The sequence below is a fragment of the Pantoea sp. X-Soil-OKNW-556 genome, assembly GCF_059730695.1.
The window spans coordinates 212,397-238,105 of sequence record NZ_AP035992.1 but is presented as its reverse complement, the minus strand read 5'-3'; the positions used below and the strand labels follow the sequence as shown (position 1 = coordinate 238,105).

Here is a 25,709-nt window from a genome sequence, read left to right as displayed (position 1 = left end):
AGGAAACTTGATCATGGAAGAGGGTGCCGGGTGAGTAACACAGGACGACACCAATGGAATACGGCACTCAACCGGGCATGGGCGGAATTTTACCTCCTGCCGGTCAGCCTGATGCTGTTATTTATGGCTTTTTCTGCACCGGCAAAGGAACCGGCGTTGCTGACGTTGCAGAAACAACCGGTGACGGTCTACTTTCAGGCGCTGTCAGCACTACTGGAAAGGCCCGTCATCCTCAGTACCGCCAGCAAAAAAATGGAGGTGTCGGGTCAGTTTGACCTGACCGATTCGATGCTTGCGTTAAAAGTCTTCTGCCATGATATGGGGTTGATTTGGTATTTCGATGGTCTGGCGATTTACGTTTATCGCCAGGATGAACTGACCAGTGCGCTGGTGCGCCTGGAGCACATGAGTGTCGAGGGGTTGGTGCGCTCGCTGCGCGATGCCGGGTTATATGATGAAACCTATCCATTAAAAGCGCGTCCCGACGCCCATTCATTTTACCTTGCCGGGCCACCCAAATATGTCCAGTTGGTGACGCAAACCGCAGCACTGCTGGATAAACAACAGCAATTGGCGCAAGAAGATCGGGGCGGTGTCACCGCGACGGTTGCCGTGGTGCGGGTACGTTATCGTCCTATCTTTGCCCGTACCCTGACGCTGCGCGGTGAAAAAGTCACGGAACCCGGTTTAATTGATACGCTACGGGCGTTATGGACAGGGGCAGATCGTTTGACGCTTACCGCCAGCCGTGAGGCCGGGCAACCGCCATCTCTGCCGCCACCGGTCCTGGAAGAGGCGACGCCGGCGGTTGAAGGAGAAACGGTCGCGTTAACTGTCCCGCAGTCATCCGGTCAGCAGTTATGGATACTTGGCGACAACGATAGCAACAGCGTCATTCTGCGTGGTGATCCTGCCCAAATCCGCGATGCGCGTTACCTGATACGGCAACTGGATAATCCCCGCCAGCAGGTGCAGCTTGGCCTGCAAATCATCGATGTCAAAGAAAGCGAGGTCGAGCGGCTGGGAATTAAGTGGTCGGGCAGCTTCACCGATGGCAGCCTGACAGGCGAAATCAACCCCATTGGTGCAGCGAAAACCCTGGTACCAACCAGCGCGATTTTGGCGCGCATCCACGCGCTGACCGAGAAGTCACAGGCACGGATTATCTCGCGTCCGATGGTGCTGACTCAGGATAATGTCACCGCCTATTTTGACAACAGCCACTCCTTTTACATCAAGCTGGAAGCCGAGCGTTTTGTCGATCTGAAAACCATCACCTATGGCACGCTGATATCTGTCACTCCGCGCATTATCACCGCGATTGGGCAACTGCCGAAGGTGGAAATGCAACTGACGGTGGAGGACGGCAGCAGTGATGCCGCCGCTGATGTGAATAATCAGCAAGTCAGTCAGACACGTATCGAAACTGTGGCACGCGTCCCCTCCGGCGACAGTCTATTGATTGGCGGTTATACCCGCAGCGAGCGCGTTGATGATCGTAACAGTATACCGTTACTGAGTCGTATCCCGCTGGTGGGCGCCTTGTTTCGCTATCAGGAGCCACGCAGCACCAATGTGGTGCGATTGTTTCTGATTGAACCGCGCGTCCTGAGCGAACCGGACAGCTCGGTTACCCGTCTGGAAGAGTGGCTACAGCGCACTCGTCAGGAAACTAATCGGAGCCTGCCATGAGTAGCTCGATTAGCAGCCAGTATGGCTTTGTCGAAGTCAGTAGCGAGCGTGCGGGAAGCCGGAAGGATGTGCCTGACAAAATCACTGAGATATCAGCGTTTCCAAATTTGATGGAACAGATTGGCATGTCTGATGATTTAGGCCTGATGCGGCCGATGTTCGGTCTGCCAGCCATAGCGAAAAACGTCAGCGCTGAGAATATTAACAGCAAAGTGGAACTGGATGTTGAGGGTAACGCCTCTTCGCTGGTGCCTGACATTCAGCCGGTCACCCGTGCCAGCGAGCTGCTCCTGATGTTGCGCCAGCGTTATAGCGATGCCACTGATATTTTGCTGATTCTAAAAGCCTTACTGGCTAACGCCAGCAACTGGTTGTTGGATCGGCTGTTATTGCAGGAAACCTTGGATCTGCTGGAGGCTGAGGCCAGCGAAGAGGAGCGCCAGGCGATGTGGGCCGGGGCGAATACCCATGCCCTCACACAGCAGTACGCCAGAATGACGCGTTTTACCCCGCAACAACTGCGGCGCTGGTATCGGGTATGGCTGAGTTGGTCAGAAGATGACGAAGATGGTTTCTTTTGGGCCATGACGGATGAGGCCGAACTCGGCAGTCTAGGCTCCCTGTTTCACTATATATCGCGGGCTTTACGTCACGATATGAATGCCTTGCGACCCAGCACGCAACCCGCACGCCTGAGTACACTACAGAACAAAATCTTCGCCATGTCACGTTTTTCTACCTTGCTGCAACGTGTCTGTGGGTTATCCCCGGTCGGACAGTCGGATAGAGAACAGGCAGCATCCACTCTGGCTGACCCGGTAGTCCATTTTCTCCGCACTATCCTTGCACAGCCTGTGACATTTTTACCGCAATGGCGAACGTTACAGTGTCACGAAATGTTAAATGATCATTCCCGCCAAACGCGCTTTTTACGTGAGTTGCGTGCCGCGTTGGTGGAATTGCCCGACTTGTTCTTTAAAGAGCAGAGTGATCGGGCACGGCTGGATGCAAAAATCGTTCAGGAACTTAGCGAGCGTTGGCAGGGACAAGGGACAGGGCAACATGATGTGGGATGTTGAAGAAAACGGATTGTTAGGATCGTGGCATGAATTGGAGCCTGGTGCGGGCATCGAGCTTGATATAGGGGGCATCACCGTCTATCTCCATCGTCGGCAACATGGTTGTGAGATATTGCTGCTGTTAGCTGAGGTGCCGTTTTCAGCGGCGCTGATTAGCCTGGTTGAGCGTGAGTATCCTGGTTATCTGCTGCTACTGCTTCGCGAGAAATGTTATCTACATCGCGCTTATGAGGAACTGACCAACCAGATTTTGCGCGACCTCCACGCGGTTACCGCACAGCTAAAGGAGTGGCTGCATGCTGAGTAAACTGGGTCTGTCTGCGTTGATTAAACCGGAACTGGCCATCGTCATTCTGATTGGCACGGTGATTGCCATGTTGATCATCCCGTTGCCACCTCGGCTGATTGATTTCCTGATTGGTCTGAATATCGCCCTGGCGCTGTTGATTTTCCTCAGCTCACTCTATGTCAATGATCTGATCCAGTTCTCCACCTTTCCGGCGGTATTGCTGATCAGCACGTTATTCCGGCTTGCGCTCTCTATCAGCACCAGCCGACTCATTTTATTAGACGGATATGCCGGTGAGGTGGTGTCCACCTTTGGTCAGTTCGTGATTGGCGGCAGCCTCGCGGTGGGGGTGGTGATTTTCTTCATTGTCACCATCGTGCAATTCATCGTGATTACTAAAGGTTCGGAGCGTGTGGCGGAAGTCTGTGCGCGTTTCTCGTTGGACGGCATGCCCGGTAAACAGATGAGTATCGATGGTGATCTGAAGGCCAACAGCCTGACGGCTGAACAGGCTACGATAAAAAGAAAACGCCTCGAGCAGGAGAGCCAGTTATTCGGTTCGATGGATGGCGCGATGCGCTTTGTAAAAGGCGATGCTATTGCCGGTCTGCTCATCATCCTGGTCAACTTTATTGGCGGCATTTTAATTGCGCAGCACTCCTACGGCATGAGTTTCTCCGAAGCGCTGGACATCTATACCATGCTGACTATTGGTGACGGACTGGTGGCGCAGATACCGGCACTGCTGATCTCGATTGGCGCTGGATTTGTGGTCACGCGCGTCAATGATGATAACAAGAACCTCGGCGCCAGCATTGTTCTACAACTTTTCAGCAACCCTTTTGTATTGGGCGGCGCTGCGGTGATGGTGCTGATTGTTGGATTGCTACCAGGTTTTCCACTGATGGTCTTCGGCTCACTGGCTGCGATGCTGGGGATAGTGGTAGTGATAAAACGGGATGGTAAATTCAAGGCGCAATTAGTGACTTCGCTCCAGCGGGTCGGTCTGATGCGTACTGCTGAGGAGATCCGGGCGGCTGAGGAAGCCGCGGCGAAAGGCGAGGAACAAGCCGATGGGCAACTGTTTCCTGAAACCATTCCGGTGATGTTGGTGATGGCGCCACAAACCCACCAGTGGCTCAATCAACCTGATGATATGACGTGGTTTCAACAATCGTTTTTTCTGGAGTTTGGCATTCCCTTACCACGAACTGAGCTTCTGGCGAAAGAGGGAATTCCTGAAGGAGTTGTGAAATTACTGATTCATGAAATTGATGTTGACCAGATTGAGGTATTGCCAGGTCAGCGTCGCATCCTGGCGGTTGATCAATTAGCCATGCTGGAATCATTGCATATCCCCCTGAGGCGTCTGGAACGCACGCCGCCACAATATTGGTGCGACGAAAACTATGCCAGCCAGTTAGCCCCCCTCAATATTCAAAGTCGCAGTGCTCGTGAGGAAATATACCGGCTGATGTCCCGCGCGCTGAGCCGTCTGGTTAATGAATATTTTGGTATTCAGGACACCAAAGAAATGCTGGATAAAATTGACAGCAAATCACCTGAGCTAATGAAAGAAGTGTATCGAAATGCCACTGTTCAGAGAGTTTCAGAAATTTTTCAACGTTTAATCAGTGAAGGAATCTCCCTCAGGAATAATAAGATAATTCTTGAGACGATCGCTCAACATGCGGGTAAAGAGAAAGACAATTTGGCGTTGACCGAATTAGTTCGGGGCCGTCTGGCACGTTATATCTCAAACAAATATCAGAGTCGTGGCTTTATTCGCTGCGTGATGATGACCCAGGGCGTAGAAGAGGAAATTCGCAGCAATATCAAGACCAGCGGCTCCGGCAGTTCGATCAATATGGAGCCTGGGCAAATGGATGAGATTTTTGCGCTGTTTTCCAATGCTATTGCCGAAACAGCCTTTGCCGCAGATGAGCTGGTCATTATGTGTAGCATGGATATTCGCCGTTTTGTGAAGAAACTGTTGGAAAATAAATTCACCGATCTTGATGTGCTGTCATGGCAAGAAATTTCAGATCACAGCCAACTGCAAATTGTTGCCACGGTATAGGTTGTCATCCGGTTAATAAGGTCGTGATACATCGCGCCGCTGCAAAATAAGTGCGGGTTTTCGCTCTGCCGATATTTGTGGTTGCTCTAAGGAAAGTGCGATCTGTTTCGGTCAGATCTCTCTTAAATGAAAAACGGCATGTCCTGTAGCGGCGCGATTTATCACGCGATGTAACCATCTAAAGCGTTACACCATCGCTGTCGATGGCAGTCCGGATTACGCAGGGTGAAAAGGAGGAAAAAGTGACAAACCCGAACGTCGCAAACCCGATGATTAATAACGCGGGTGCGGTAGCCTGCGCGGAAGACACAGGTGACCTTGCACAATGTCTGGCCGATCGCCTGGTGCAGAGTAAGCAAGAGGCTGTCGATCGCAGCAAGAAACGCCATAAAACCCAGGACGAAGGGATTGGTTTTATGCAATATCAACCCCAGCAGTCGATATCGTCACAACCGTTACAACCGGCGTTATCCAGGGTGATGATGCAGTTAACGGTCTTAAATGGCTCAGCCACGCGACCTGAAGCCGATTCCTCACCACATACTGCCAGTGACAAACCAACGCTAACTCCCTTACCGGTCCGGGTAGTTAAAACCACCGACATGCCGCCAGACATTAAGTCTGCGGTGCAGAGGGTAAACCAACCCCGTGGCTCCTATGAGCCGTCGACAGTGTCACCTGCCAACTCGGTCCAGTCTCCTGTGGCAGCGGTAACGGAAAACTCAGCGGGCATCGTCACCTTGCGCAAGGGGGGTGATGAAGCCGCTGAGAAGATAGCCGATGCTGACCTTGGGGTGCTGCGTGTTATCGGTATGCAACCAAACTCGCCGCCAACCAACGCTGAACAGTTAAAGCCAGCGGATGCCGCGTTGCCGGGCGCGCAGCGTTCTGATGTGTCACCCGTGGCGGCAACAGACGATGTTCCCACCAGTGTGGTCGGAAAAACCATCGAGCTTGATTTACAGGCCGAGCAGGTAGTGCTGCGTTACGCCGTAAATGATCAGACATCAGCCAGACTTCAGGTGGCGGAGCAGGCGATTATGCCGTCCAGCAGCGATGTTCGACTCAATACTTTGTTGGTTGGTCAACAATCGCTGACGACCTATGACCCCAGTTGGACATTACATGGCATCAGACAGGCCAAACCCTTTTATCTTGGCAGTGCCAGCGGCCAGGAACGTGTGAACCAAACTGATGGTACATGGGATGAACGTGACCAATAAAATGCCGAGGTCACCTGTCATTCCGGCAATGACCAAAACGGCTCATCACTTGCTGTATCGTCAGCGATGTTCGCGCGGCGACATGCCACAAGGTGAGGGAGATATCCTGCAACTACAAGGCAGGGACCGGGATGCCCCTTTATATCTGTTTGTACCGGTACGAGGTATGGCAGAACGGGTGTTTGCACCCAACACGCCACCCGATTCTGTATTGATGAAAAAAGAGTTGCGTCAAGCATTGCTGGCGCAATACCTCGAAATGCATGGATTAGAACTGTCGGGTAATGTCTGGCACGCATCACAAATTCGTCTGTTGACGCAAGCGGAAGCCTCGGCGGCGAACCTGACCGACTGGTGTTATGGCGTCTCCTCCAGCTTTGGGCCAGTGGCGCTCTGTCTGGATAATCATCCCAGTATCAAGGTTCCGGCGATCCCGCCACGACGCCAAAGAGATAACTATCCGGCGTGGCATCTGCCGTTGCAATGTCGGGTGGGATGGAGCGTGATGCCGCTCAGCCAGTTACGTGAGCTGAAAACCGGCGATGTGGTGCTGCTCACCCGTCGCCAGCAATATCTGACACTAACCGGACGTTTTTTTGGTCAATGGAAATTTGATGAAAAAGGAATCGTTATGGAACGAATGGACCCTGATGAAAACTGGATGTTCGAAGATGACGATGAGGATATGGTCGATGATGAGGACGAAGATGAATATGACGAGGATGACGACGAATTTGGTTTAGCGGCGGAGAAAGTCGATGCTGTTGAACTGGCGTTAAGTGATGTTGAAGTGACGCTGGAGATGACACTCGGTAAAGCCGGGTTACCGCTGTCGCAGGCCATGGCATTACAGGCCGGGGACTTTGTCCCGCTGACCAGCGGCGGTCTGAAAGCAAGCCGTCTGCGTCTCGGCAACCAGACGCTGGCAAAAGGTGAACTGGTTGAAGTTGACGGGCGACTAGGTCTGATTCTTAACCATATCTATTTTCGTGCCGCAGGACAGTCCTGAATCATGAATGAAGCGGCACTGATATTAACCTTGTCACTGGCGGCTACGCTGCCATTTCTGATCGCCGGTGGTACCTGTTTTATTAAATTCAGTATTGTTTTTGCCTTGGTACGCAATGCATTAGGCATTCAGCAGATACCCAGCAACCTGACACTCAATGGTCTGGCATTGATTCTCACGCTGTTTGTCATGGTGCCGGTTGTGAAGCCGATTATCGCCTGGCTCGATGAACATCCCGTCAGTTACAGCGATCCCGCCTCGATGCAGGGGCTGATGAATGAGGGCACGCAAAGCTATCGTGCTTATTTGACCAAATTTGCTGACCCGGCGCTGACCAGCTATTTCACAACCATCTGGCAGAAACGAGATAAAGACGCACCTCAGATGGCAGAAGGTTACCAGGATCCGCCTGAACCATCGGTGTTCGCGCTGTTGCCAGCTTATGCGTTGACCGAAATTAAAGATGCGTTTGAAATTGGCTTCTATATCTACTTGCCTTTTATCGTTATCGATATTTTGGTATCCAACATTCTGCTGGCGCTCGGCATGATGATGATGAGTCCGGTCACCATATCGTTACCGATTAAATTGGTGTTATTCGTTGCCGTCGATGGCTGGGCGAAAGTGGTGCAGGGCACGCTGACCAAATATCTGGAGTTGTGATGGGTGAAATCGGTTATGTCAGTAATAAAGCCATCTGGTTGATCCTTGTACTCTCCGCGTGGCCGGTGATTGTTGCCACGTTGGTGGGGTTACTGGTTGCGGTGATTCAGACCGTAACGCAAATTCAGGAACAAACCTTATCTTTTGGCATCAAGCTGATTGCCGTATCGATATGCTTGTTTCAACTGTCAGGTTGGATGGCACAGGTAATAATGAATTATGCCAACGAATTATTCACCTTAATCAGCCGTAGTTAACAGGTAATAAAATGCTGGAAGGACTCTATGCGCTGGCGGTGTTTTATATTCGGGTATTGCCGATGTTCCTGGTGATTCCGCTGTTTCAGGGTAACTGGCTCACGCATAGCATGATTAAAAGCTGTTTGATCGTGATGCTGGGTTTGGCATTTATCCCACATATTCAACCGGCTTTGCCTGGCATTGAACATCATCTGGTGCGCACGGCATTAACAGAAGTGACCCTCGGTTTACTGATCGCATTTCCGATCGGCTTACCGTTCTGGGTTGCCAATGTGGCCGGGCAATTTATTGATAACCAGCGTGGGGCAACCATCAGTAGCACCTTTGATCCCAATAGCGGTGTGGATTCATCTACGCTGGCCAGTTGGTTCAATTTCTACTGTTGCGTGGTTTTTGTGGCGGGTAATGGGTTTATTCATCTGTGCAATCTGCTACTGGAAAGTTATGCATTGTTTCCTCCCGGCCAGCCAGTAGATTTCTCATTAATGAAGATCGCCAGCTTTATTACGTTACTGGACCTGTCAATTCTTAAAGGCATCATATTGGTATCGCCGGTGCTGATTACCCTGTTTCTGACTGACATGATACTGGCGGTGCTGTATCGCTACACGCCGCAACTTAACCCTTTTATGTTGTCATTATCACTGAAAAGCCTGATCGCTTTTGCTGTGCTGCTGCTATTTTATAATCCGGTGTTTCATACCACTTTTCAGCAGTTGATTGATGAATTTATGCCGTTGCGGCATTATTTTTACCTACGATGAATCAGAGTAAAACCGAACTGCCGACGCCGAAAAAAAAGCGTGATGCCGCGAAACGTGGGCAGGTACTGAAAAGCCGTGATGTCACCACCACCATCAATCTGGTGGTGGTGATGACTTATCTGTTTTATTTTTTTAACGGCCTGGACGAGACGCTGCATTTTCTGCTGAATACGTTGCCCACGGTCAATCATATTAATCCCCATGACTGGTTCCTTGCTCTGATGATGGTGTTGGTGGAGCCAACGTTGGTGCTGCTGGTCGTCACGCTGGTATCGTCGATTGTTCCCTCGCTGCTGCAAAGTCGTTTTGCTATCGCGACCCAGTCGCTGAAAATTGATTTCAAACGTATGGACCCGATAGCGGGATTCAAACGTATTTTTTCCCTACGCACGTTCTTTAATACGCTGAAATCACTGTTATATGTTGCCGCCATCGCTGTGGTGAGTTGGCTGGGATATTATGCGGTGCTGCGTTCGCTGCTGTCAGGGGTAAATGCCACGACATTAAGGACCATCATCGCCTTATGTGAAACGGCGTTTCTGACCACATTGCTGGCGGTGTTATTGACTTGTGGGTTAATTGCAATTCTTGATTTTCTGCTGGAATATTTTCACTACATTAAAGAATTAATGATGACTCGCCAGGAGGTAAAAAAGGAGAACAGCGAGCAGAATGGAAAGCCGGAAATTAAAAATAAACGGCGTGAGCTGCATCAGGAGATATTAAATGAGGACATCAAAAAGAATGTCCGTGATTCACAAGTATTACTGGCCAACCCCACCCATATTGCCATAGGTATCTATTTCAACCTGACGTTATCACCTTATCCTTTTGTTTCGCTGGTGCAAAGTGGTGCTGCGGCGCAAGCCGTGCTGCACTACGCCAGCGAAATCGGTAAACCCATTTATCGCGATAAAAAGCTGGTCAGAGAGATGTTCAAAACGGTGAAACCGTATACGTTTTTGCACTGGCGCTGGTTTGACGCACTACTGACGGCACTGCGTTGGCTGGAAGAAGTGGAAAAGCAGTACATCGTTCTGGATGGGGCAGAGAGTGAAACGGATAACCTGCCGAAAACGTAATATCGGGGGGTGGAAAAGGAATTGGCATGAGCAATATCTCAAGATCTTATCCCTTTCAGCCGCAGTATAAGTCCCTAATCGACAGCCATAATCAACCAGAGAAAACGACCGAACAGGAAATTACCGAGGTCGATAAATCCACTGATGAAAGTCTTCTGGCGGTTTTAGACGACATTGATGACTTAATTCTTCAGATGCAGCAAAACCGAAGGAAACTGTGCGAGCAACCTGCGCTGTGCGAGTTTTTTCTGGAGTTAATTTATACTCATCGATCTGAGTTGAATAAGAAAATGCTGGAAGATCAGCTGGCATTTTTTGATTCATCAGGTGAGTTAGTACGTAAAGAGAATCATGGCATCACGCAACGGATTGTTCAGTTACTGGATTTGGAGACTGAACTGGAGCAGATAGAAAGCAAAGCCAGAGAGAGTGGTGCGCTGATCCTGACTCCAGCAGAACAAAAAGCGTTGATGCGCCAACTGGCTAAAACTTCTCCCATCGTAAAATTTGGCGAGACGTATTACAGCGTAAGTGACGTCATTAATAGCACCCCCACCCATGAAGCCATCAGCGGTGGGATGGAAAAGTTGTTTGAAGCTCGGACAGAATTGGTTGAGGTGATGCAACTAATTGAAGCTAGCTTACAACGTGAATATCAACAGTTATTTTCTATCACATTAAAAAAACTTGGAAGTATTCAAAGAAGAATGGATGCATTTATTAAGATGCTCCATCCTGGAGCGGAAGTCCGACGCGAGCATGATGACATGTCCGATAAGTCCGAACGACGCCAGAGCTGTGACGCAGCTGAAAACAGCAAAATGAGCTTTTATAAGTCATTGATGGAATTAATTCAACGTTGGGAAAATAAGGTCACATATTTTAATACGCAATATGTTGGGCTGTTAATCGCACTCAGTAGTCTGACGCCGCAGAACGATACGCAGCGATTTGATATCAGTAGTATCGGTGCCATGCTCACTGTACTGCAAGATATCGCCGCCATTAAAGATCATATGGCAGCGATGCTTGGAGGAGTGACGGAAACCGATCTGACGCATCTACTCGAAGATATCGGGATTAACTCAGGTGATCTGGTGGGTTCCATAGCATTAATTAATATTGGTAGCGATGTCGCCAATATGCTGAAAGATGCCATGCTGGGATGTTTTATTACTCTACAAACCGCGCAAGAGCGACAGGGTATGATGACGCCCGAACAGCTCTCGAATCTCAATAATATGATGGCGCATTTCGAGCGTGTCATTAAAAAAATCGCGTCCTTTAGCAGCACCAAGAATGTCTTAAGCCAACTGATTAAAACAGCGGGAAGTTTATTGTCAGTGCTGGCGAAAATGTTCAGGTAAAGAAAATCACACTAACGAAAACAACAGGAAATTATACATGACTTCACTCTACACAGGTTATCGTAATGTTTACCAGCCACACTTTAACATTCCGCAGGATAATAAAGAGCGCGAGGAGAAAGTAAAAGAGCGGGAAGTGCGTGACAATAAACCCTCGCGCGTTTCCTCTAAAGAGATGGCGGAAGATATCGATTCTTTTCTGGAAAAATGGCAGAAAAACCGCAAAACCCTGTTGCAGAATGCTGACCAGCGCCAGCAAATACAGGACGAATTAGCCAAACGAAAACTTGCGTTAAGTAATGCAATACAACTGAGTAAGTTGGCATCTTATGAGGCAACCAACCAGCAGGTGCAACAGGAAATTAAAGGTCTGGTGCAGCAACTGGCAAAATTGCTGGCAGCGCAAGCCGAGTTGGACGAGGCAGAAACAAAGGCGGTCGATGCCGGCCAATCACAATCTGTTTCGGCGGCGGTGAAGAAAGTGATGCATAAGCAACAGACGATGCTTTCGCCATTTATCACAACATTGGCGCAGGAAACTGTACCGCATACACGTAGTGCGCCATTGACTGCTGAGGTTGCCGAGCAGGATGCGACAGAGAGTGAAACTAACCCGCTACAACGTGCGGCCCCGACGGAAACTTCAGAGTCAACTACGCAAGCGAAAAGTACTGGGGCAACTACCTATACAGACGATATCACAACTATTGGCCAGGATAAGATGACGCCAGAAGAGCAACTCTGGCATGATTTGTCGCTTTTACTGGCGACCCTGTCGTCGATACAAAATATTATTGATGATATCAATGCGCTGTATAAGGACATTAATTCAAGCGGCAAGTTGAATTCAGAGGAGCAAGAGAAATTAGGTGTCCTTTATAAGCGAATGGCAAGCTGCCTGGAATATATCAAAAGCAAATTTGAAGTCTACGGCGACAATATTTACCTCAATGTGCCGGAAGGAATGACATCAGAAGAGATGAAAAATTTGCTGACTAAGGCTGGTATTGGATTTGGAGTGAATGAATTTTCGGGTCGGATTTATCTTAGTGGATTGCAAGTTTCCAAACTTACTTCGATATCGATATGGTTGAAAGACGCAATGCAGTATGTACAGTCAGGAGAGATGTCTCGCGCTATTTTGAGTATTAAGTTAAGTAGCCAGTATGGAACTGAGTATTTAAACACAACTAACCTCAGGCAGCAAATTGCTGCAATCAACAGTTACTACCCTGAGGCGGCAGTGCCTGAATCGGATGACAGTACGTTAAGTGGTTGGTTAGATGGAATGCTTCCTGCTTTTGATTCCATTGATAAAAGCAATCTCAACTTCTACAAATCTCTCATCGCCCTTATTACCTCCTGGCAATCCAAAATAAATGATTTTAATAAACTCTACTCGGAGATTTTAAGAAAATCCGGCGGCGTGAATCCGGGTGATGGCAAGCATCGTTTTGACATTACGGACACTGATAGATTGTTGACAATGCTGGATGATATTTCCGCATTAGAACAACAGATGGCGTTAGTTCTCGGTAATGTTAACTCCACTGATTTACAAAATCTACTCGAAGGAACAGGAATTAACGTGACGGAAGTCATCGGTACCGTGGCAATGGTAGATTTGGGTATGGACATCACAAATATGATGAAAGAAGCGGTGAAAGGACTCCAGAGCAATGTCTGGTCAGACGATTATCTGGTCACGCCTGAACAAGTTACACAGTTTAATAGCACTTTAACCCAGGCGCAAACGCAGTTCGATATCATCATTAAGAAAGTGAATACCAAAGCTGAATCCGCTAAGTCATTATTTAATGACACTAAAGAAGCATTAAGTAACTTACTGAAAACTGCGGAAACTTTGTTAGCGGATCTGGCAAAAATGATTCGATAGCCCAATCTATCCTCATTGGTGGGTATTGCATGAATCTTACTTCATAAGGAATTCCATTGTGACGACATTTCAGGCGGCTTTTCGCGTTCGCCTTAGCGAATATGAAAAACAGGCAGTAAGAACACCCGAAGAACAATTTATGCATGACCTTTATTTTGAATTATGGCTATCGGGCTATCAAAAAGATTTTTTGCTTGCGCATAGTGAGAATGCCGATTTGATTAGCAAACTTCATTATCTTTCTGGTTTTGTTTCCTTTCGGTCAGACTGGCATGGTGTCTATGCCGAAGTCATGCGTATGGTGGAAGCACAGCAACACACAGTGAAACTTCCAGCTAATATGAGCATGGAACAAGTTAGCGCTATTCTTAATCGTTCTGGTATGTCTTTCACGCTAAAAGATAAACATGAAGTTATCATCAATCCGTTTGCGGACATTCATGATCAACTGCTGGGTGTATTGACCGGGATGAAACACCAGGTTGATAATCTCGGTGATTTCTCAAATAAATTTCAGGATAAACTGGTTTCACTTATTGGGAAAATGGCAAATCCTGATATTTCCTGTAAATCCCGTCTGCAAAAATCCATTAATAGTATCGTTGCCTGAATGCTGTCCTGTTATGCGACGAAAAAATTTGTAAAATGGAGAACCCCAATGGAAGAAACACAAATATTGAGCGAAAGCACTGAACAAGCCTGTGATCAGGAAACGCTGGATAATCTTTACAGTTGTGCCTGGAATCTCTATCAACGCTCTAAGTTGGAAGAAGCGAATGTACTATTTCAATATCTATGTTTACTACGCCCTTTAAACAAAGATTATCAGATGGGCCTGGCTGCAACGCATCAACTAAAAAAACAGTATCACCGTGCTATTGAGGTCTATATGACAGCGGCAGCGCTGGCGGATAATGACTATCGGCCTTTATTGCAATTAGGGTACTGCCATTTAATGATTAAGAAAAACGTGCAGGCGCGTGAGTGCTTTGAAGAAGTGTATGCCTCTACCAACGATGCACAATTAAAACTCACCGCACAGGGATATCTCAGCGCCCTGGATAGTTCCCCGGACGTTGAACATTAAAGGAAAACGCCATGACGGCATCCATAGCAAGTTATCGCAACATTTATCAGTATCATTTTAATTCCCAACAAACTAATAAAGCGCGTGATGAACAGCGGGCTGAACGAGAGCAGCGGCAGCGACTCACGCTTCACAGCAATAAAAATATACTCCTTGACGAAATTGAAGTGCTGTTGAACGAACTGATTGCCATGCGAAAAGCGCAGCAGCAAAAATCTGCGCGCAACGAGCAGCTTGGCGATGAATATCACAAAAAAGCGTTACTGCTGAACGTCAAATGGTTTGCGCTAAAGTCTTCTGATGTCATGGTGTCGCCGGCGAATCGTGAGATGGTGCAAAAGCTGGAGCAACAACGAGCGCAACTGCTGGCACAGACACAGCACGATATCATCAACCAGCAAGAACGCGGCACTGGCAGCACGCTGTCGCTGACGGCGGCAATGAAAAAAGCCGGGTTTAATCAGGCACCCGTTACCCGAGCAGACGCCACTCTGCTGGCAAATAAAGCCAAACTGCCAACGACGCTCATAACCTCCACTGCACCGATGTGTAATGAGACGCCACAACCCCTGCACGCCACACGACAGACAGCCACCTCGTTACCGAGCATGTCACTACAGCAGTCGGACTCCTCGCTTGTGGATGAAAAACCTGATGTGGCGACGCTGCAACAACTGGCAAACGATGTGGTGTTGCTGGCAGACGAGATGGGCGAGTTATGGCAATCAGTCCAGGATGAAGCCCTCGATGCGGTGATTAGCGTGTTATTGCAAAACCCGACAGCCATAAAACGAAACAGCATTGAACCGACCGTCACGCCACAAAGTGCAGAGCAGCCAGAACTCGCGTTTCCGGCCGGAGGCACCACTTATGATCTTGAGCGTATGTTGCTGAATTTGCGTGGACTCAAAATCTCTATGAGCACGCTCAAAATCGAAATCGAAAAACATGGCAGCGATGCTATGCAGGCAGTGATGCTTGAGACGGCGAGAAAACGACTCAAAGATAATGCTGAATTGCAGGATAAAGCGCGACAGCAACAACAATCCGCCGAACGCAGAGGCACCATCTTTAAGTGGTTGACACGCATTGTCATGACCTTGGTTGGATTGTTGGTAAGCGCCTTAACTGCGGGGGCAGGCGCAATCTTGTTTTCGCTGCTGTTTACCCTTGTGGAGGTGGTACTGGAAGAGGTCGCCGGTTTCAGCCTGACCGGAAAAATTGCGGAAGGTATCGGGAAGGGGCTGGCTGAGGTGATGAAACTGTTGGGGGCATCTGGCGATTGGGTGGAGCATGTCGCCAATGCGCTGGCACAAATTATTGTCCTGGTTGCCAGTATTCTCGTCTCAAAAGGGATTTCAAAATTCTCAACCAGCAAGTTTGGCCAACGCCTGGCGGGCTTTTTCACCGAGAAAATGCCTTGCCTGAAGAAATTGCCCGGCGTGCCTGACGCCTCCAAACTCGCGAAACCCCTGCAATGGGTACAGAAACGCAGTTCATTAGTCCAGGGAGGGGCCGGTGTGGCAACGCAAAGCCTGCAACTGGTGCAGTTTGGTTATCTGTTCCAACAGGTTAAAACCAAGCGGGCACTGGGTGATAGCCAGGCGGAAATCAAGCAGGTTGAATTCTGGCAGGATCTGCTCTACCAAATGATGAAAAATATGCCAAAGGGAATAGATCAATCCACCAAAACAGCAAAAGAATTTGTTGAACTCATCAGTGAACTGGTTCACGACATCAATCAGCGCAATATTAAGCTGACAATGAACATTGCTGCACGTCATTAAAGGATATCAATATATGAGTTTACTCATTCAATCACCTCATCGTGCTTTACCATTAATATCAAATATCGAATCAGCCACGGAGAATAGTAGACAATTATCCACATCACTCAACCTCAAGTCGCTGCAGGTGAGCGAACTGGAACGGACAATATTAGTTGATATTCATGATCTGCGAACTCCAACCCTGGCGACACCACAGTTAGCTGAGCTGACGCAAGAACAACTGGCCGTCGTCAAGGCTTTCCTCAAGGCGAATCCGCTGGAGAACCTGGCGCAGTCAGCGGGTGATAGCAAGCGTCGCTCAGCAGCAAAAGACGGAAAAGACGGCGCACCGGCTGCAACGCTGCATATCACCACAGACCAGCTTACAATTAACCTGATGGATGTACAGACCGAACGGGCTGAAACACAAGTTCTTGACGAGCAGCTAAAAAAGGAAGGAATTAAACTCCTTGCACAGACCTCACAGAATCTGCAGCATTTCACCAGTGAGCAACAATATAAAGAAGCAGGTAAGGACCTGGGAGGCGGGATTTCTAATGCGGTGGTTTCCTCGGTGGCAACGTCCACTGGCGCAGTAAGTAGCATTCGTGCCAGCAAATTCCATTTGAAAGCCCATCAACATCAGAAAAATATTGATGCCTATGGGCATATAGAAAATAAATTAAATATTAATAATGAGCGTCTCTGGAAGAATAAAAGGATTAAGTTCGATAGCACTAAAGTGAAAGAAACACCGGAGCCAGCGACATTGAAACCTGATGTTGCGCGTACTGAGATGGAGCAACAAAAATATCATCATGCTTTGGTCTATAAAAAAACCAAAACTGAGATGCCTCAATATGAAGATCTCCCCAAAGTCACACCGCAAATAGCTCAGCCGTTACCTGAAGGGGGGCGCGCTGTTCCCCCCCGAGCGCTGTTTATCAGTGGCACCAGCAAAAGTACGTCGGCATCGGTCGATATGAAAATAGAAGATATGCCCTTTAATGATCGATTTACGTTGATGGGTTCAAGTCGAGCACAGACAAAACAACATTTTGACCTTGTTAAGGAGATGAAAGGCAGTACACAATTTGTTAAGGCAGTGAATAAATCTCACAACCAGGTTGATAACGCCAAAGTTGAACATGAACATACCATCGCGCCTTCTGCTGTGGCTAAGATCCAAAAAAATAATCTGGAACAAAAACCGGCAACAGAAACCAAGGTCGAGTATAACGATTTGCTATTGGTCCCCTTAAGCGCCCCAGCAGTTGGCGTAAATAAGAGCATAAAACCTGCCGAATCCGAACCCGCAACGGTCGCTGTTAATGAAGTTAAGACTCCCCAGCCGAGTCCGGCTCAGGACAGGAAAAACCAAACTCCGATTGCAGTATCGGAAGAATTGGTTGCAAGCACTTTACCACTGCCGGGACAGCAGCCAGTTCAAACAGAAGTGAAAAGATTGTATTCATCGTCAGATGATGGTTACGCGGTGATCCCTGAGGATGCGGAAACTGTAGCCACTTCCACAACCCCCTCTGTTGCCGTAACAACAGAAACCGAAGCGCAGAACCGCATAGACTGGAAAAACGTTCCACTGCCACCCCCCCCTCCACCAGAACCGCCATGCCCACCTGCGAAGCGAGAAAAAGTTGACGGCTTCGAACTTTTTGGCACGAGTACCAAAGCAACCTATGACATGTTGCAGAATGTTCACGGTCTTCAGGGGGGCGTAAATGCCGAATTCAAACACTTTGCCTCAAGGGTTTTTAATAATGAGGGCCATTTGAAAGAAAACTGGGGAATATTGTTGAAGAGCAAAGCTCAGGTCAGCACGCATTTACTCCGAGCTGGACAAATCCATCATTTACATTTTGCTCCACCTGAATTTGAAACTATTAATAACGATGAGAAAGCTAACCTCTCCACATCGATTTGTCGGTTGGAAGATATCGCCAAACAAATGGAGCGAAAAACTGACTCTTTCCTTGTTGCTGAAGACGCGTTGTTTGAGTTGACAAAAAATAAACGATTAAAAGACTTACCAGAAAGGAATGCACAGGAGATAAGAGATAATTTACACGATGTCAGAGTATTCAGAAACGAAGCGGAGCTGCTTAAAAATGAGTTTGCGAAACAACTCAGGCTTGCAATGGATAGTAATGATGTGAGTATGTATAAACCTCATCTTATCGGTATTTTGAATAGATTCAATGCGCTGAAAGGTCCCTTTATGGGTGCAGTTAGTAAAACGGTCAGGAATCTACAACAGGCCCGTACCACCATTAAGGAGAATATCGCCGTAGAGCAGGACCTTAAAGCCAAGGCTGACTCCAGGGCGAAGTATCTGGATACTGTCTCGATGGTGTTATTCCAGACAGTAGCGAATGCGTTCGGTCATCTTTCCCAGGTGAGCACCGCGCTGGCAATGGTAAGTGCAGTTGAAAAAGCCAAAATTAGCGTGATTAAGAGTGACACGGCTAAAGAGACACAGGCCAGCTCCTTGCGCAGCGATGAAGCGAGAGCGGAACAAGCACGTAAAATACAGGAAGAACTTGATAATATGGGAAAAAATAACGAGCAAAGCCAGAAGAAGATGCGCGGAAGTTTGCACAGCCATTTGTAAGTTTTCCTTCTATTTTTATATTAAATATCTACCTTTGCGCCATCACTGGTGGCGCATTCTTTCTGTTATCGACCCTAAAAAATGTGGAGGGGGTATGACTGATGATAAATATCATCTGACCGAATTCTCTATGGAATTGGCAGATGAGAGGGACACCGCCGTAAAATTTATTATCCCTGATGGGGTACATCATGGTCCGGTAGTGGTGAAAATGAAATTTGAAAACAAACGGGGGGAGGTGGTATTCCCACATCATTCTCAGTTGAAAGACAGTATTCGTTTTAGTACCCGCTCTGGCACTCGCCTGATCTGGAAAGGCAACCGTGAAATGGCCAAACGCCGTCCCTGTTATACTGATGAAAAAGGAGATAAAGTGGGTTTTGCCCATCATTACGGCGACCATTCTCATCTGAAGCCTTATGATATTGTCGATGATAATGTGGTGATGTGCTTCTTTATTTATTCTGCTAACGAAAAGCCACTGGTAGATTATTTTGTTGCGGAATATGGTGGTGAACACACCACCTCGCCAGTACCAATTTGTCTCTCCTATCCTCCTTCCTGGTAATAACATGATGGGGCTGAACGGCCTGGCTTTTGTCAGTTAAGCGTTAATGGGAGATCGCAAATCTGCACAACGCAATGTGCCTTTACTGAATGGCATCAGGTCTGAACGGCCCTTGATTTTTTTCTTATAGAGTTCCGTTTTGATGAAAAAAAGTACCCCTGTTTCCTATGATGTACTGTTTAAAACCTTTTTCACTCATCCTGGTACCGCACGGGATTTTCTGCAATTTCACCTGCCTGTGTCCCTGTTAGAAAAATGTGACCTCAGTTCCCTGCGGGTTGTGCCGGGGCGCTATATCGAGGCGACGCTGCTGAGTGATTACAGCGAAGTGTTGTATTCCGTAAAAACATGGAGTGGCGATGCCTACATTTATTGCCTGTTACAGCACCCGCGTAGGACGCCCAATCAACATGTCGCCTTCTGGCTGATGCAGGCCGCAATTACCGTGATGCAAAAACATCTGCATTCAGGGGCCGGCCAGCTACCGTTGGTGATGCCGCTGCTGTTTTGTCAGGACAAAGCACAGTCGTCACCACTCAACTGGATCGACCTTTTCCCCGATCCCGCGCTGGCGCAGCAGTTTTACACCCATGATTTCCCGTTGGCCGATGTGCTGTCCTTGCCGGACAACGTGATTATGAACCATCGCCGTATGGCGACACTGGAGCTGCTACTGAAACATATCTATACCCGGGAACTCACCGCGTTGATGCCACAGTTGATAACGCTGTTGACCATCAACTATATGACGCGCGATCAGTTGCATGTCCTGATCCGTTGGATGCTACAAACCGGCGATGCCGGGGAACCGGAAGCGTTCCTGCTGGCGCTGGCCAGCCATCTACCCCAGCATGAGGAGATTTTTTTGAACATTGCGCAGCAATTTGAACATAAAGGGCATCTTGAAGGCCTGAAACTGGGCGAAGAACGCGGTATTCGGCTGGGTATCGCGAAAGGTGTCGAGCAGGGACGACTGGACGCTGCATTGTGTATCGCCACCACCATGTTGCAGAACGGCATGGACAAAACCACGGTGATGAAAATGACCGGACTTTCGGAAGAGTGGTTGACTCAGGCGCGGATGCAAAAACAAACGCCCTGATTCAGCGACAGTAAAATAACAACGATAAATCCTCGTCTTCTCCCTTTTTTCACCAGGTTGGACCTTCAACATGGATTGAAAACCGCAATGAATATGACCCGTCGTCTGGTAGCCTTTTTATTATTTATCTTCAGTTGGTTAACCTTATCTGAAGCGGCCTTTGCCGTCGAGTTCTCCCGTCCCCGATCGCTACTCGGGGATGATATATGTCGTATGGCGGTTGCGCCACAAGGTGATATTTATACCTTCTCACCGCTGATTAATGGCGCGCTGGGGTATCGCATCCTCAGTGCGGATTTGACCCGCGAGATACGCGGCGAGATTTTCGCCGTCGATACGCTGCTGGATTGTCCACAGGCGGTTATTTTTGGCGCGAACGGGCTTCTCTGGTTGCCACTCAGCAGTCAGAATCACAGCCTGATTTATGAACTTAAAACGGCAGAACAACCGGTTACCGCCAGCTTAATTTATCAAAGCGCGACCGGGCACATCCCGCTCAGCAGTTGGCTGGATGACGATGGTACGACGCTGTACATCGTCACTGCACGCAGCATGGAGAGTGAACACCACGGCACGCTTGAGGCGATCGATATCGCAACCCGGCAAAAGCAAACTCTAACCATTGCCCAACGCGATAACATCGGGAGCTCGGAAAGCCGTGATAGTGAGGCGGTTGCGGAATTCCCGCTGACCCGGTTGACCCATAACAGTGTCAATGTCGTGGTTTCCCCACCGGTTTACGATCCTATTACGGGTGAGGGGTATAGTTATTATCGCAGCACCGCGGCGATTAATGCCGCAGATAGCGGGCGAGAGTGGGGCATCTGGCGTTTTGATCCGCAGACACAAAAACGCGACATTATTTTTCGCAAAGCCGGTGTTGGCAAACTGCAATCTTTGGTTATGCATCAACGACGGCTATATGCGCTGGTCAGTGGCGAGTTGATCCTGTTTCATTTGGCTGAAGCGGATATGGCACTGGATAAGCGCTGGACGCAGTTGGAGGAGATCATCGAAGGCGAGCCGCTTGCCGCCAGCGCCGATCTCTATCAGGTGCGCTGGGAAGTGCGAGACCAATTGCACCGCATCCGCCAGCAAGGTGACATCCTGTTGGACAGTGCTGATAAATCCGCCGGTTATCCCGGATTCTGGCCGTTGCGGGTCGCGGAAAAAATTAATGCGCAGCAGGCTTTTCTCCAGGCAGGAGAAAGGGAGAAGAATCGTCATATTCTGCCGTTGGCCAGCAGTTATCGTAACCATCTGTGGCTGCCGACGGAGTTGCAGGCGCGTGGCTGGACAGCGTCGCTCTCTGCCCCACTTGCGGATCGCAGCGCCCCGATACAGACACTGGCATGGTTCAGCAATCCGGTGGCAGACTTCACCGCGATCACGCTGGCAGAAGGCGAGGCGCTGAGCGATCGCGTCTGCCTGAAACTGGAGAAGCGTCTGGGTGGTAATGAATATTTTCCACTGACTGCATTACATACCCATAATCATTCTCGCTGGTCTTACGATCTTGCTCGAGCCATTAATCGCAGCCCGGTGCGAAATTACATTGGCGCAGGTGCATTTATCAATAATGAACTGGTACCGCTGTTTAGCAAATTTCGCAATCGATTGTGGTTGAAAAACCTGAACGATGACTACCAGGGACTTAATTACAATAAATATTCCGGTTTCAGCTATCAGCAGGGTAGCTGTCCGGGGTTGTAGTTGCGGTAACTTTAATAAATATAGGGAAATTCAAACAATGAAATCATTTCAATACCTACACCCACGTCTAAGTAAAATGGCCGTTGTGCTGGCTACCATGCTATCCACTTCCGCTTTCGCAGAGGAGATATTACCGGAAGCAGTAGAACGACTGCCGGGGAATATTCAGGGTGTTTATATGGCCGGACCCGACCGCAGTTATATTGTGTATGAAAAAGACCAAAACTGCCCGGATAACAGAGAGGGTTGTAGCAGCTATGCCGTGCTGGAGAACGGCACTTTAACCCTCAGTAATGAATGGATAAAGGGTTCGGCGGCGAGAGCTAAAAGGTTTTACTACCACAATCATTTACCAACGGGATCACAAGGCGAACTTTATCTGCCGGTATTGGCGACGGTAGATGATAAACAGCTTATCTCATCAATTTATAAATTAACTCCCACGCCCGATCAGATACCTGAAGAAGTATTTAATTTTCCATCTGACGGAGATGGCGACGGATATACCTTAAAGTCGTTTGTTTTTAATCCGGACTTCACACAATTTTATGTCAGTATGCGCACCGGTGGCGAAAATAATACGTTGTTGGTGGCGAAAGATAGCGGTACACCACCGGATAGCTATCGCTGGACGCAAGCTGTGGAGCTGAATATCAACAGCAGCCTGTATGTGACCGATGCCACAGGTGAGGCGCATCTCTTATCCCAGGGTGGGAGCCACGCTGATAATTTTCGTTCGGTGCGCGCCGTTAATCACCCGGAGGAGAGGATAAACCGTGGAGCGGCCTGGTTTTCTGGTGGACGGGCCGTTAGCCTGGTGGAAGATAATCAGCAGGTTGCTTACGGACAAAACATCAACCAATGCCGCATTGCCAAAATCGACTTGCAACAAGCGGTCGCCGGACAAACCGACGCCGCGCTTCTGTGGACGGCTGAAACACCGGGATGTGGGTTAATTGATAATGCCTGGTTCTTTATCACCTCACATCAGCAGCGTGCTTATGCCGGATACAGCAATGCGATGTATGTTTTTGAACGCACCAACGGGGTTTTACAGTTCACCGTAGTGCCGCCCGCTGGGACAAAATTTGTCGATGATATGGTGTTCGATGAGGCGGGTTGGGCTTATCGCAGTTTTAGCGGCCCGGAAGGCGCAGGGGTGTTAGCCTTTTCTCCCGATGGCAAACAGCAGCGCAAATATCTCCAGGCCGGAGTGAGTGGGACGCCGGCTGTCATTGGAGATAATTTGTACAGCGCTTCAGGTAATCAACTCTATCGCTACAAAATCGGGGCACCGGATGTGACGCAGTGGAAAAAGGTGCAGCAACTGCATCAAAACTGGCTGACAGAAGATCACTATCGGCAGGGCGTGGTGGTGCAATGGACAGAACAACAGGACGGTAAACCGGTTACCCATCAAATCGCCCTTGATCCGCGCGATGATACTGAAGGTCAGCTTTCTAAATACCGCTGGCCGCAACAGCTGGCGACGGCGATCAATACGCTTTCTGCCTCGCTGCGTGTGGGTGAGACCCCGGTTAACGCGCCGTTGGCGAGCAGCTACCGCAATTGGGTTTTCCAACCCATCGGGCAGCAGACCCCGGTAGAATTTACCTTCTTACCGCTCGATCTCAGCACTCAACAACGCTGGCAACTTAATCCCCAGGGTTCCGCCCTGTGCTCCTACGGTGATTTACCTGCCGGGAGTCGCGTGACGGTAACGATGACAAAGGCCGGAAGTGACACGCAGCAGAGTAAAATTTTTGAGGTGAACGCCCTGAGCGGTCAGCGTTATCTGTGGCCGAAATACCTTGCCGACTTTATCAATCAAAACTTCTTTTGGGTAAGCGCCGGTGAAAAAATTGATGACGCCAGCAGTAGCTTCCGCCAACTCTACAGCGGCTTTCGCAATCGTTTATGGCGAAGTGGCGACCGCGAGCTGAGCATTGTTTTGCCGGTGAGCAGTCAGGTAGCTGAAATCGCCGATAACTGTCGTTATGTACCTTAAATAACTTCCGCCGCCTGGTTTAACCGGGCGGCGGATCAATAATTGAGTGAAGTGATGAGAGTGTATTTTGTACCTTTCTCGTCGGGTTCCGTAGCGGCGCTGGCGGAGCGTTTTTATAGATGTGTGATGACTTAAGTTGGCTCCTTTTAACCCAGGAGTCACGTATGACAATAAATCTTGAATGCTATCGCTACGCTATGCCGGGCACACGCAGTATGAAACACCAGCGAACCGGCACGCACCAGCAGCAGGTGCGTTACCTGGCGGGGCTGGAGATCCGCACCGACATCTCGCAACAACGTCTGTTGGTAATGGTGGCAGGGGACAGCCGCATTTACCGGCAGGGAGGCCAGAATGTCATCCACTTCAATCTCTGCGATCGACTTGAGAGCGTCAAAGGTGTGATGAATGAATATGGACAGCTAATCAGCCTGGAAAACTGGTACCCGTTTGGCGGCACGGCAAGCTGGTTAACCGGTGCGCAGGCAGGGGCCACCCTCAAGTTCCAGCGCTATGCTGGCAAAGAACGCGATACCAGCGGGCTGATTTTTTACGGCTGGCGTTATTATGTGCCGTGGCTGATGCGTTGGCTCAGCAACGATCCGGCAGGCACGGTGGACGGGTTAAATCTGTTTCGCATGGTGGGTAATAATCCGGCCACGCTGTGTGACCGCGATGGTAGGATGTACGAAAATCCCCTTGAGGATGTGGGAAAGGTTCTCAATGAATTTGAGGACAGAGGAAAAATAGGTTCCGACCTTAACAGTATCGGCGGTCAGCCAGGTGTGACCGGGGGAGATCCGTCCCGGCCATCTACATCCCAGTGTATCCTGTTGGTTGCGGTGGATGAAACACCACCGCTCATTCCGGCGTTACCCCTGCCCGGACCCAGTACTGACGCAAGAAAAATCGACTGTTTTTGCCAAATTTGCCATAAAAGGTTCGACTTAATTAATTTGCTCGAATCACATCAACGAAACAAGCATAGACCTGGTATCCTGTTGAAATGTCACATTGCGGGATGTGAGAAGGAGTTCGCACATAAAATAAATTTTTATGACCATTTAAATGCTCATACCGGTACGAAGAATAATCAGTGCTCTATCTGTGAAGCGCTTTTTTCCAGAAAATCCGATCTTAGTCGTCATATGAATACCGTCCACAGTAATAAAAGAAAATACCTGTGTGAAATCGCTGGCTGTGGAATGGGGTTTGTCAGAAAAGATTATTTGCGCAATCATATCAATTCATTGCACTCTCCTGAAACGCAAAAGTTACCCTGTCCGCATTGCGATAAATTTCCGGTAAATAAACGTGCGCTTATCCAACATATTAATAGATACCATAAGAAAAACGGTGGTGCGGGAGGGCAAGCGTCGTAGTATGTCGGATGCGTAGCTGAAGCACACGCTGGAAATATGGCTCAGG

General features: G+C 48.8%; 21 protein-coding genes. All 21 read left to right on the top strand.

What is annotated here, in order from left to right:
* Positions 1–30: 30 nt before the first annotated feature.
* The 21 genes from sctC (at position 31) to AC6I8T_RS24670 (ending at position 25,663) form a co-directional block, all read left to right on the top strand.
* On the top strand, positions 31–1,692 hold the full coding sequence (sctC, locus tag AC6I8T_RS24770) for a type III secretion system outer membrane ring subunit SctC (protein ID WP_497834684.1): 1,662 nt from the start codon (positions 31–33) through the stop codon (positions 1,690–1,692).
* The gene (locus AC6I8T_RS24765) at positions 1,689–2,771 is read left to right on the top strand and encodes an HrpJ domain-containing protein (protein ID WP_497834683.1); all 1,083 of its coding nucleotides are present in this window, start codon (positions 1,689–1,691) and stop codon (positions 2,769–2,771) included. Before sctC ends, AC6I8T_RS24765 begins: the two co-directional genes overlap by 4 nt.
* On the top strand, positions 2,755–3,078 hold the full coding sequence (locus tag AC6I8T_RS24760; protein ID WP_497831593.1) for a hypothetical protein: 324 nt from the start codon (positions 2,755–2,757) through the stop codon (positions 3,076–3,078). Before AC6I8T_RS24765 ends, AC6I8T_RS24760 begins: the two co-directional genes overlap by 17 nt.
* On the top strand, positions 3,068–5,140 hold the full coding sequence (locus AC6I8T_RS24755) for an EscV/YscV/HrcV family type III secretion system export apparatus protein (protein ID WP_497834682.1): 2,073 nt from the start codon (positions 3,068–3,070) through the stop codon (positions 5,138–5,140). The genes AC6I8T_RS24760 and AC6I8T_RS24755 overlap by 11 nt, the downstream gene beginning before the upstream one ends.
* A gap of 242 nt (positions 5,141–5,382) precedes the next feature.
* Complete coding sequence (locus AC6I8T_RS24750) at positions 5,383–6,363, top strand: hypothetical protein (RefSeq protein ID WP_497834681.1); 981 nt, start codon at positions 5,383–5,385, stop codon at positions 6,361–6,363.
* Complete coding sequence (locus tag AC6I8T_RS24745) at positions 6,347–7,372, top strand: FliM/FliN family flagellar motor switch protein (RefSeq protein WP_497834680.1); 1,026 nt, start codon at positions 6,347–6,349, stop codon at positions 7,370–7,372. The genes AC6I8T_RS24750 and AC6I8T_RS24745 overlap by 17 nt, the downstream gene beginning before the upstream one ends.
* Positions 7,373–8,035: an EscR/YscR/HrcR family type III secretion system export apparatus protein gene (locus AC6I8T_RS24740; RefSeq protein WP_497834741.1), complete on the top strand. Its 663-nt coding sequence runs from the start codon at positions 7,373–7,375 to the stop codon at positions 8,033–8,035.
* The gene (gene sctS / locus AC6I8T_RS24735) at positions 8,035–8,292 is read left to right on the top strand and encodes a type III secretion system export apparatus subunit SctS (protein WP_497834679.1); all 258 of its coding nucleotides are present in this window, start codon (positions 8,035–8,037) and stop codon (positions 8,290–8,292) included. Before AC6I8T_RS24740 ends, sctS begins: the two co-directional genes overlap by 1 nt.
* An 11-nt stretch (positions 8,293–8,303) precedes the next feature.
* On the top strand, positions 8,304–9,059 hold the full coding sequence (gene sctT / locus AC6I8T_RS24730; RefSeq protein WP_497834678.1) for a type III secretion system export apparatus subunit SctT: 756 nt from the start codon (positions 8,304–8,306) through the stop codon (positions 9,057–9,059).
* The gene (locus AC6I8T_RS24725; protein ID WP_497834677.1) at positions 9,056–10,141 is read left to right on the top strand and encodes an EscU/YscU/HrcU family type III secretion system export apparatus switch protein; all 1,086 of its coding nucleotides are present in this window, start codon (positions 9,056–9,058) and stop codon (positions 10,139–10,141) included. Before sctT ends, AC6I8T_RS24725 begins: the two co-directional genes overlap by 4 nt.
* Positions 10,142–10,167: 26 nt before the next feature.
* Entirely contained in the window at positions 10,168–11,508 is a 1,341-nt protein-coding gene (locus AC6I8T_RS24720) for a hypothetical protein (protein ID WP_497834676.1), read from the top strand.
* A gap of 37 nt (positions 11,509–11,545) precedes the next feature.
* Positions 11,546–13,405: a hypothetical protein gene (locus AC6I8T_RS24715; RefSeq protein ID WP_497834675.1), complete on the top strand. Its 1,860-nt coding sequence runs from the start codon at positions 11,546–11,548 to the stop codon at positions 13,403–13,405.
* A 58-nt stretch (positions 13,406–13,463) separates the two neighbouring features.
* On the top strand, positions 13,464–14,015 hold the full coding sequence (locus AC6I8T_RS24710; protein ID WP_497834674.1) for a hypothetical protein: 552 nt from the start codon (positions 13,464–13,466) through the stop codon (positions 14,013–14,015).
* 48 nt (positions 14,016–14,063) lie between these two features.
* Positions 14,064–14,492: a tetratricopeptide repeat protein gene (locus AC6I8T_RS24705; protein ID WP_497834673.1), complete on the top strand. Its 429-nt coding sequence runs from the start codon at positions 14,064–14,066 to the stop codon at positions 14,490–14,492.
* A gap of 11 nt (positions 14,493–14,503) precedes the next feature.
* Positions 14,504–16,279, top strand: a complete 1,776-nt coding sequence (locus AC6I8T_RS24700) for a hypothetical protein (protein ID WP_497834672.1) — start codon at positions 14,504–14,506, stop codon at positions 16,277–16,279.
* Positions 16,280–16,292: 13 nt separating this feature from the next.
* The gene (locus AC6I8T_RS24695; protein WP_497834671.1) at positions 16,293–18,890 is read left to right on the top strand and encodes a hypothetical protein; all 2,598 of its coding nucleotides are present in this window, start codon (positions 16,293–16,295) and stop codon (positions 18,888–18,890) included.
* A gap of 94 nt (positions 18,891–18,984) precedes the next feature.
* A complete protein-coding gene (locus AC6I8T_RS24690; protein ID WP_497831579.1) occupies positions 18,985–19,458 on the top strand; it encodes a hypothetical protein in 474 nt (157 codons plus the stop codon).
* Between the two features lie 142 nt (positions 19,459–19,600).
* Positions 19,601–20,560: an Rpn family recombination-promoting nuclease/putative transposase gene (locus tag AC6I8T_RS24685; protein ID WP_497834670.1), complete on the top strand. Its 960-nt coding sequence runs from the start codon at positions 19,601–19,603 to the stop codon at positions 20,558–20,560.
* An 87-nt stretch (positions 20,561–20,647) separates the two neighbouring features.
* Entirely contained in the window at positions 20,648–22,273 is a 1,626-nt protein-coding gene (locus AC6I8T_RS24680) for a hypothetical protein (protein WP_497834669.1), read from the top strand.
* Between the two features lie 37 nt (positions 22,274–22,310).
* Entirely contained in the window at positions 22,311–24,281 is a 1,971-nt protein-coding gene (locus AC6I8T_RS24675; RefSeq protein WP_497834668.1) for a hypothetical protein, read from the top strand.
* Between the two features lie 164 nt (positions 24,282–24,445).
* Positions 24,446–25,663 carry an RHS repeat-associated core domain-containing protein gene (locus tag AC6I8T_RS24670; protein ID WP_497834667.1) on the top strand — a complete coding sequence of 406 codons (1,218 nt, stop codon included), beginning with the start codon at positions 24,446–24,448 and terminating at the stop codon, positions 25,661–25,663.
* Positions 25,664–25,709 lie beyond the last annotated feature (46 nt).

What these genes read in the sequence shown, in the direction of transcription:
- AC6I8T_RS24765 (WP_497834683.1), top strand. Translation starts at nt 1,689, where the DNA reads ATGAGTAGCTCGATTAGCAGCCAGTATGGCTTTGTCGAAGTCAGTAGC.
- AC6I8T_RS24760 (WP_497831593.1), top strand. Translation starts at nt 2,755, where the DNA reads ATGATGTGGGATGTTGAAGAAAACGGATTGTTAGGATCGTGGCATGAA.
- AC6I8T_RS24755 (WP_497834682.1), top strand. Translation starts at nt 3,068, where the DNA reads ATGCTGAGTAAACTGGGTCTGTCTGCGTTGATTAAACCGGAACTGGCC.
- AC6I8T_RS24745 (WP_497834680.1), top strand. Translation starts at nt 6,347, where the DNA reads ATGAACGTGACCAATAAAATGCCGAGGTCACCTGTCATTCCGGCAATG.
- sctS (WP_497834679.1), top strand. Translation starts at nt 8,035, where the DNA reads ATGGGTGAAATCGGTTATGTCAGTAATAAAGCCATCTGGTTGATCCTT.
- sctT (WP_497834678.1), top strand. Translation starts at nt 8,304, where the DNA reads ATGCTGGAAGGACTCTATGCGCTGGCGGTGTTTTATATTCGGGTATTG.
- AC6I8T_RS24725 (WP_497834677.1), top strand. Translation starts at nt 9,056, where the DNA reads ATGAATCAGAGTAAAACCGAACTGCCGACGCCGAAAAAAAAGCGTGAT.
- AC6I8T_RS24720 (WP_497834676.1), top strand. Translation starts at nt 10,168, where the DNA reads ATGAGCAATATCTCAAGATCTTATCCCTTTCAGCCGCAGTATAAGTCC.
- AC6I8T_RS24715 (WP_497834675.1), top strand. Translation starts at nt 11,546, where the DNA reads ATGACTTCACTCTACACAGGTTATCGTAATGTTTACCAGCCACACTTT.
- AC6I8T_RS24705 (WP_497834673.1), top strand. Translation starts at nt 14,064, where the DNA reads ATGGAAGAAACACAAATATTGAGCGAAAGCACTGAACAAGCCTGTGAT.
- AC6I8T_RS24700 (WP_497834672.1), top strand. Translation starts at nt 14,504, where the DNA reads ATGACGGCATCCATAGCAAGTTATCGCAACATTTATCAGTATCATTTT.
- AC6I8T_RS24695 (WP_497834671.1), top strand. Translation starts at nt 16,293, where the DNA reads ATGAGTTTACTCATTCAATCACCTCATCGTGCTTTACCATTAATATCA.
- AC6I8T_RS24690 (WP_497831579.1), top strand. Translation starts at nt 18,985, where the DNA reads ATGACTGATGATAAATATCATCTGACCGAATTCTCTATGGAATTGGCA.
- AC6I8T_RS24685 (WP_497834670.1), top strand. Translation starts at nt 19,601, where the DNA reads ATGAAAAAAAGTACCCCTGTTTCCTATGATGTACTGTTTAAAACCTTT.
- AC6I8T_RS24680 (WP_497834669.1), top strand. Translation starts at nt 20,648, where the DNA reads ATGAATATGACCCGTCGTCTGGTAGCCTTTTTATTATTTATCTTCAGT.
- AC6I8T_RS24675 (WP_497834668.1), top strand. Translation starts at nt 22,311, where the DNA reads ATGAAATCATTTCAATACCTACACCCACGTCTAAGTAAAATGGCCGTT.
- AC6I8T_RS24670 (WP_497834667.1), top strand. Translation starts at nt 24,446, where the DNA reads ATGACAATAAATCTTGAATGCTATCGCTACGCTATGCCGGGCACACGC.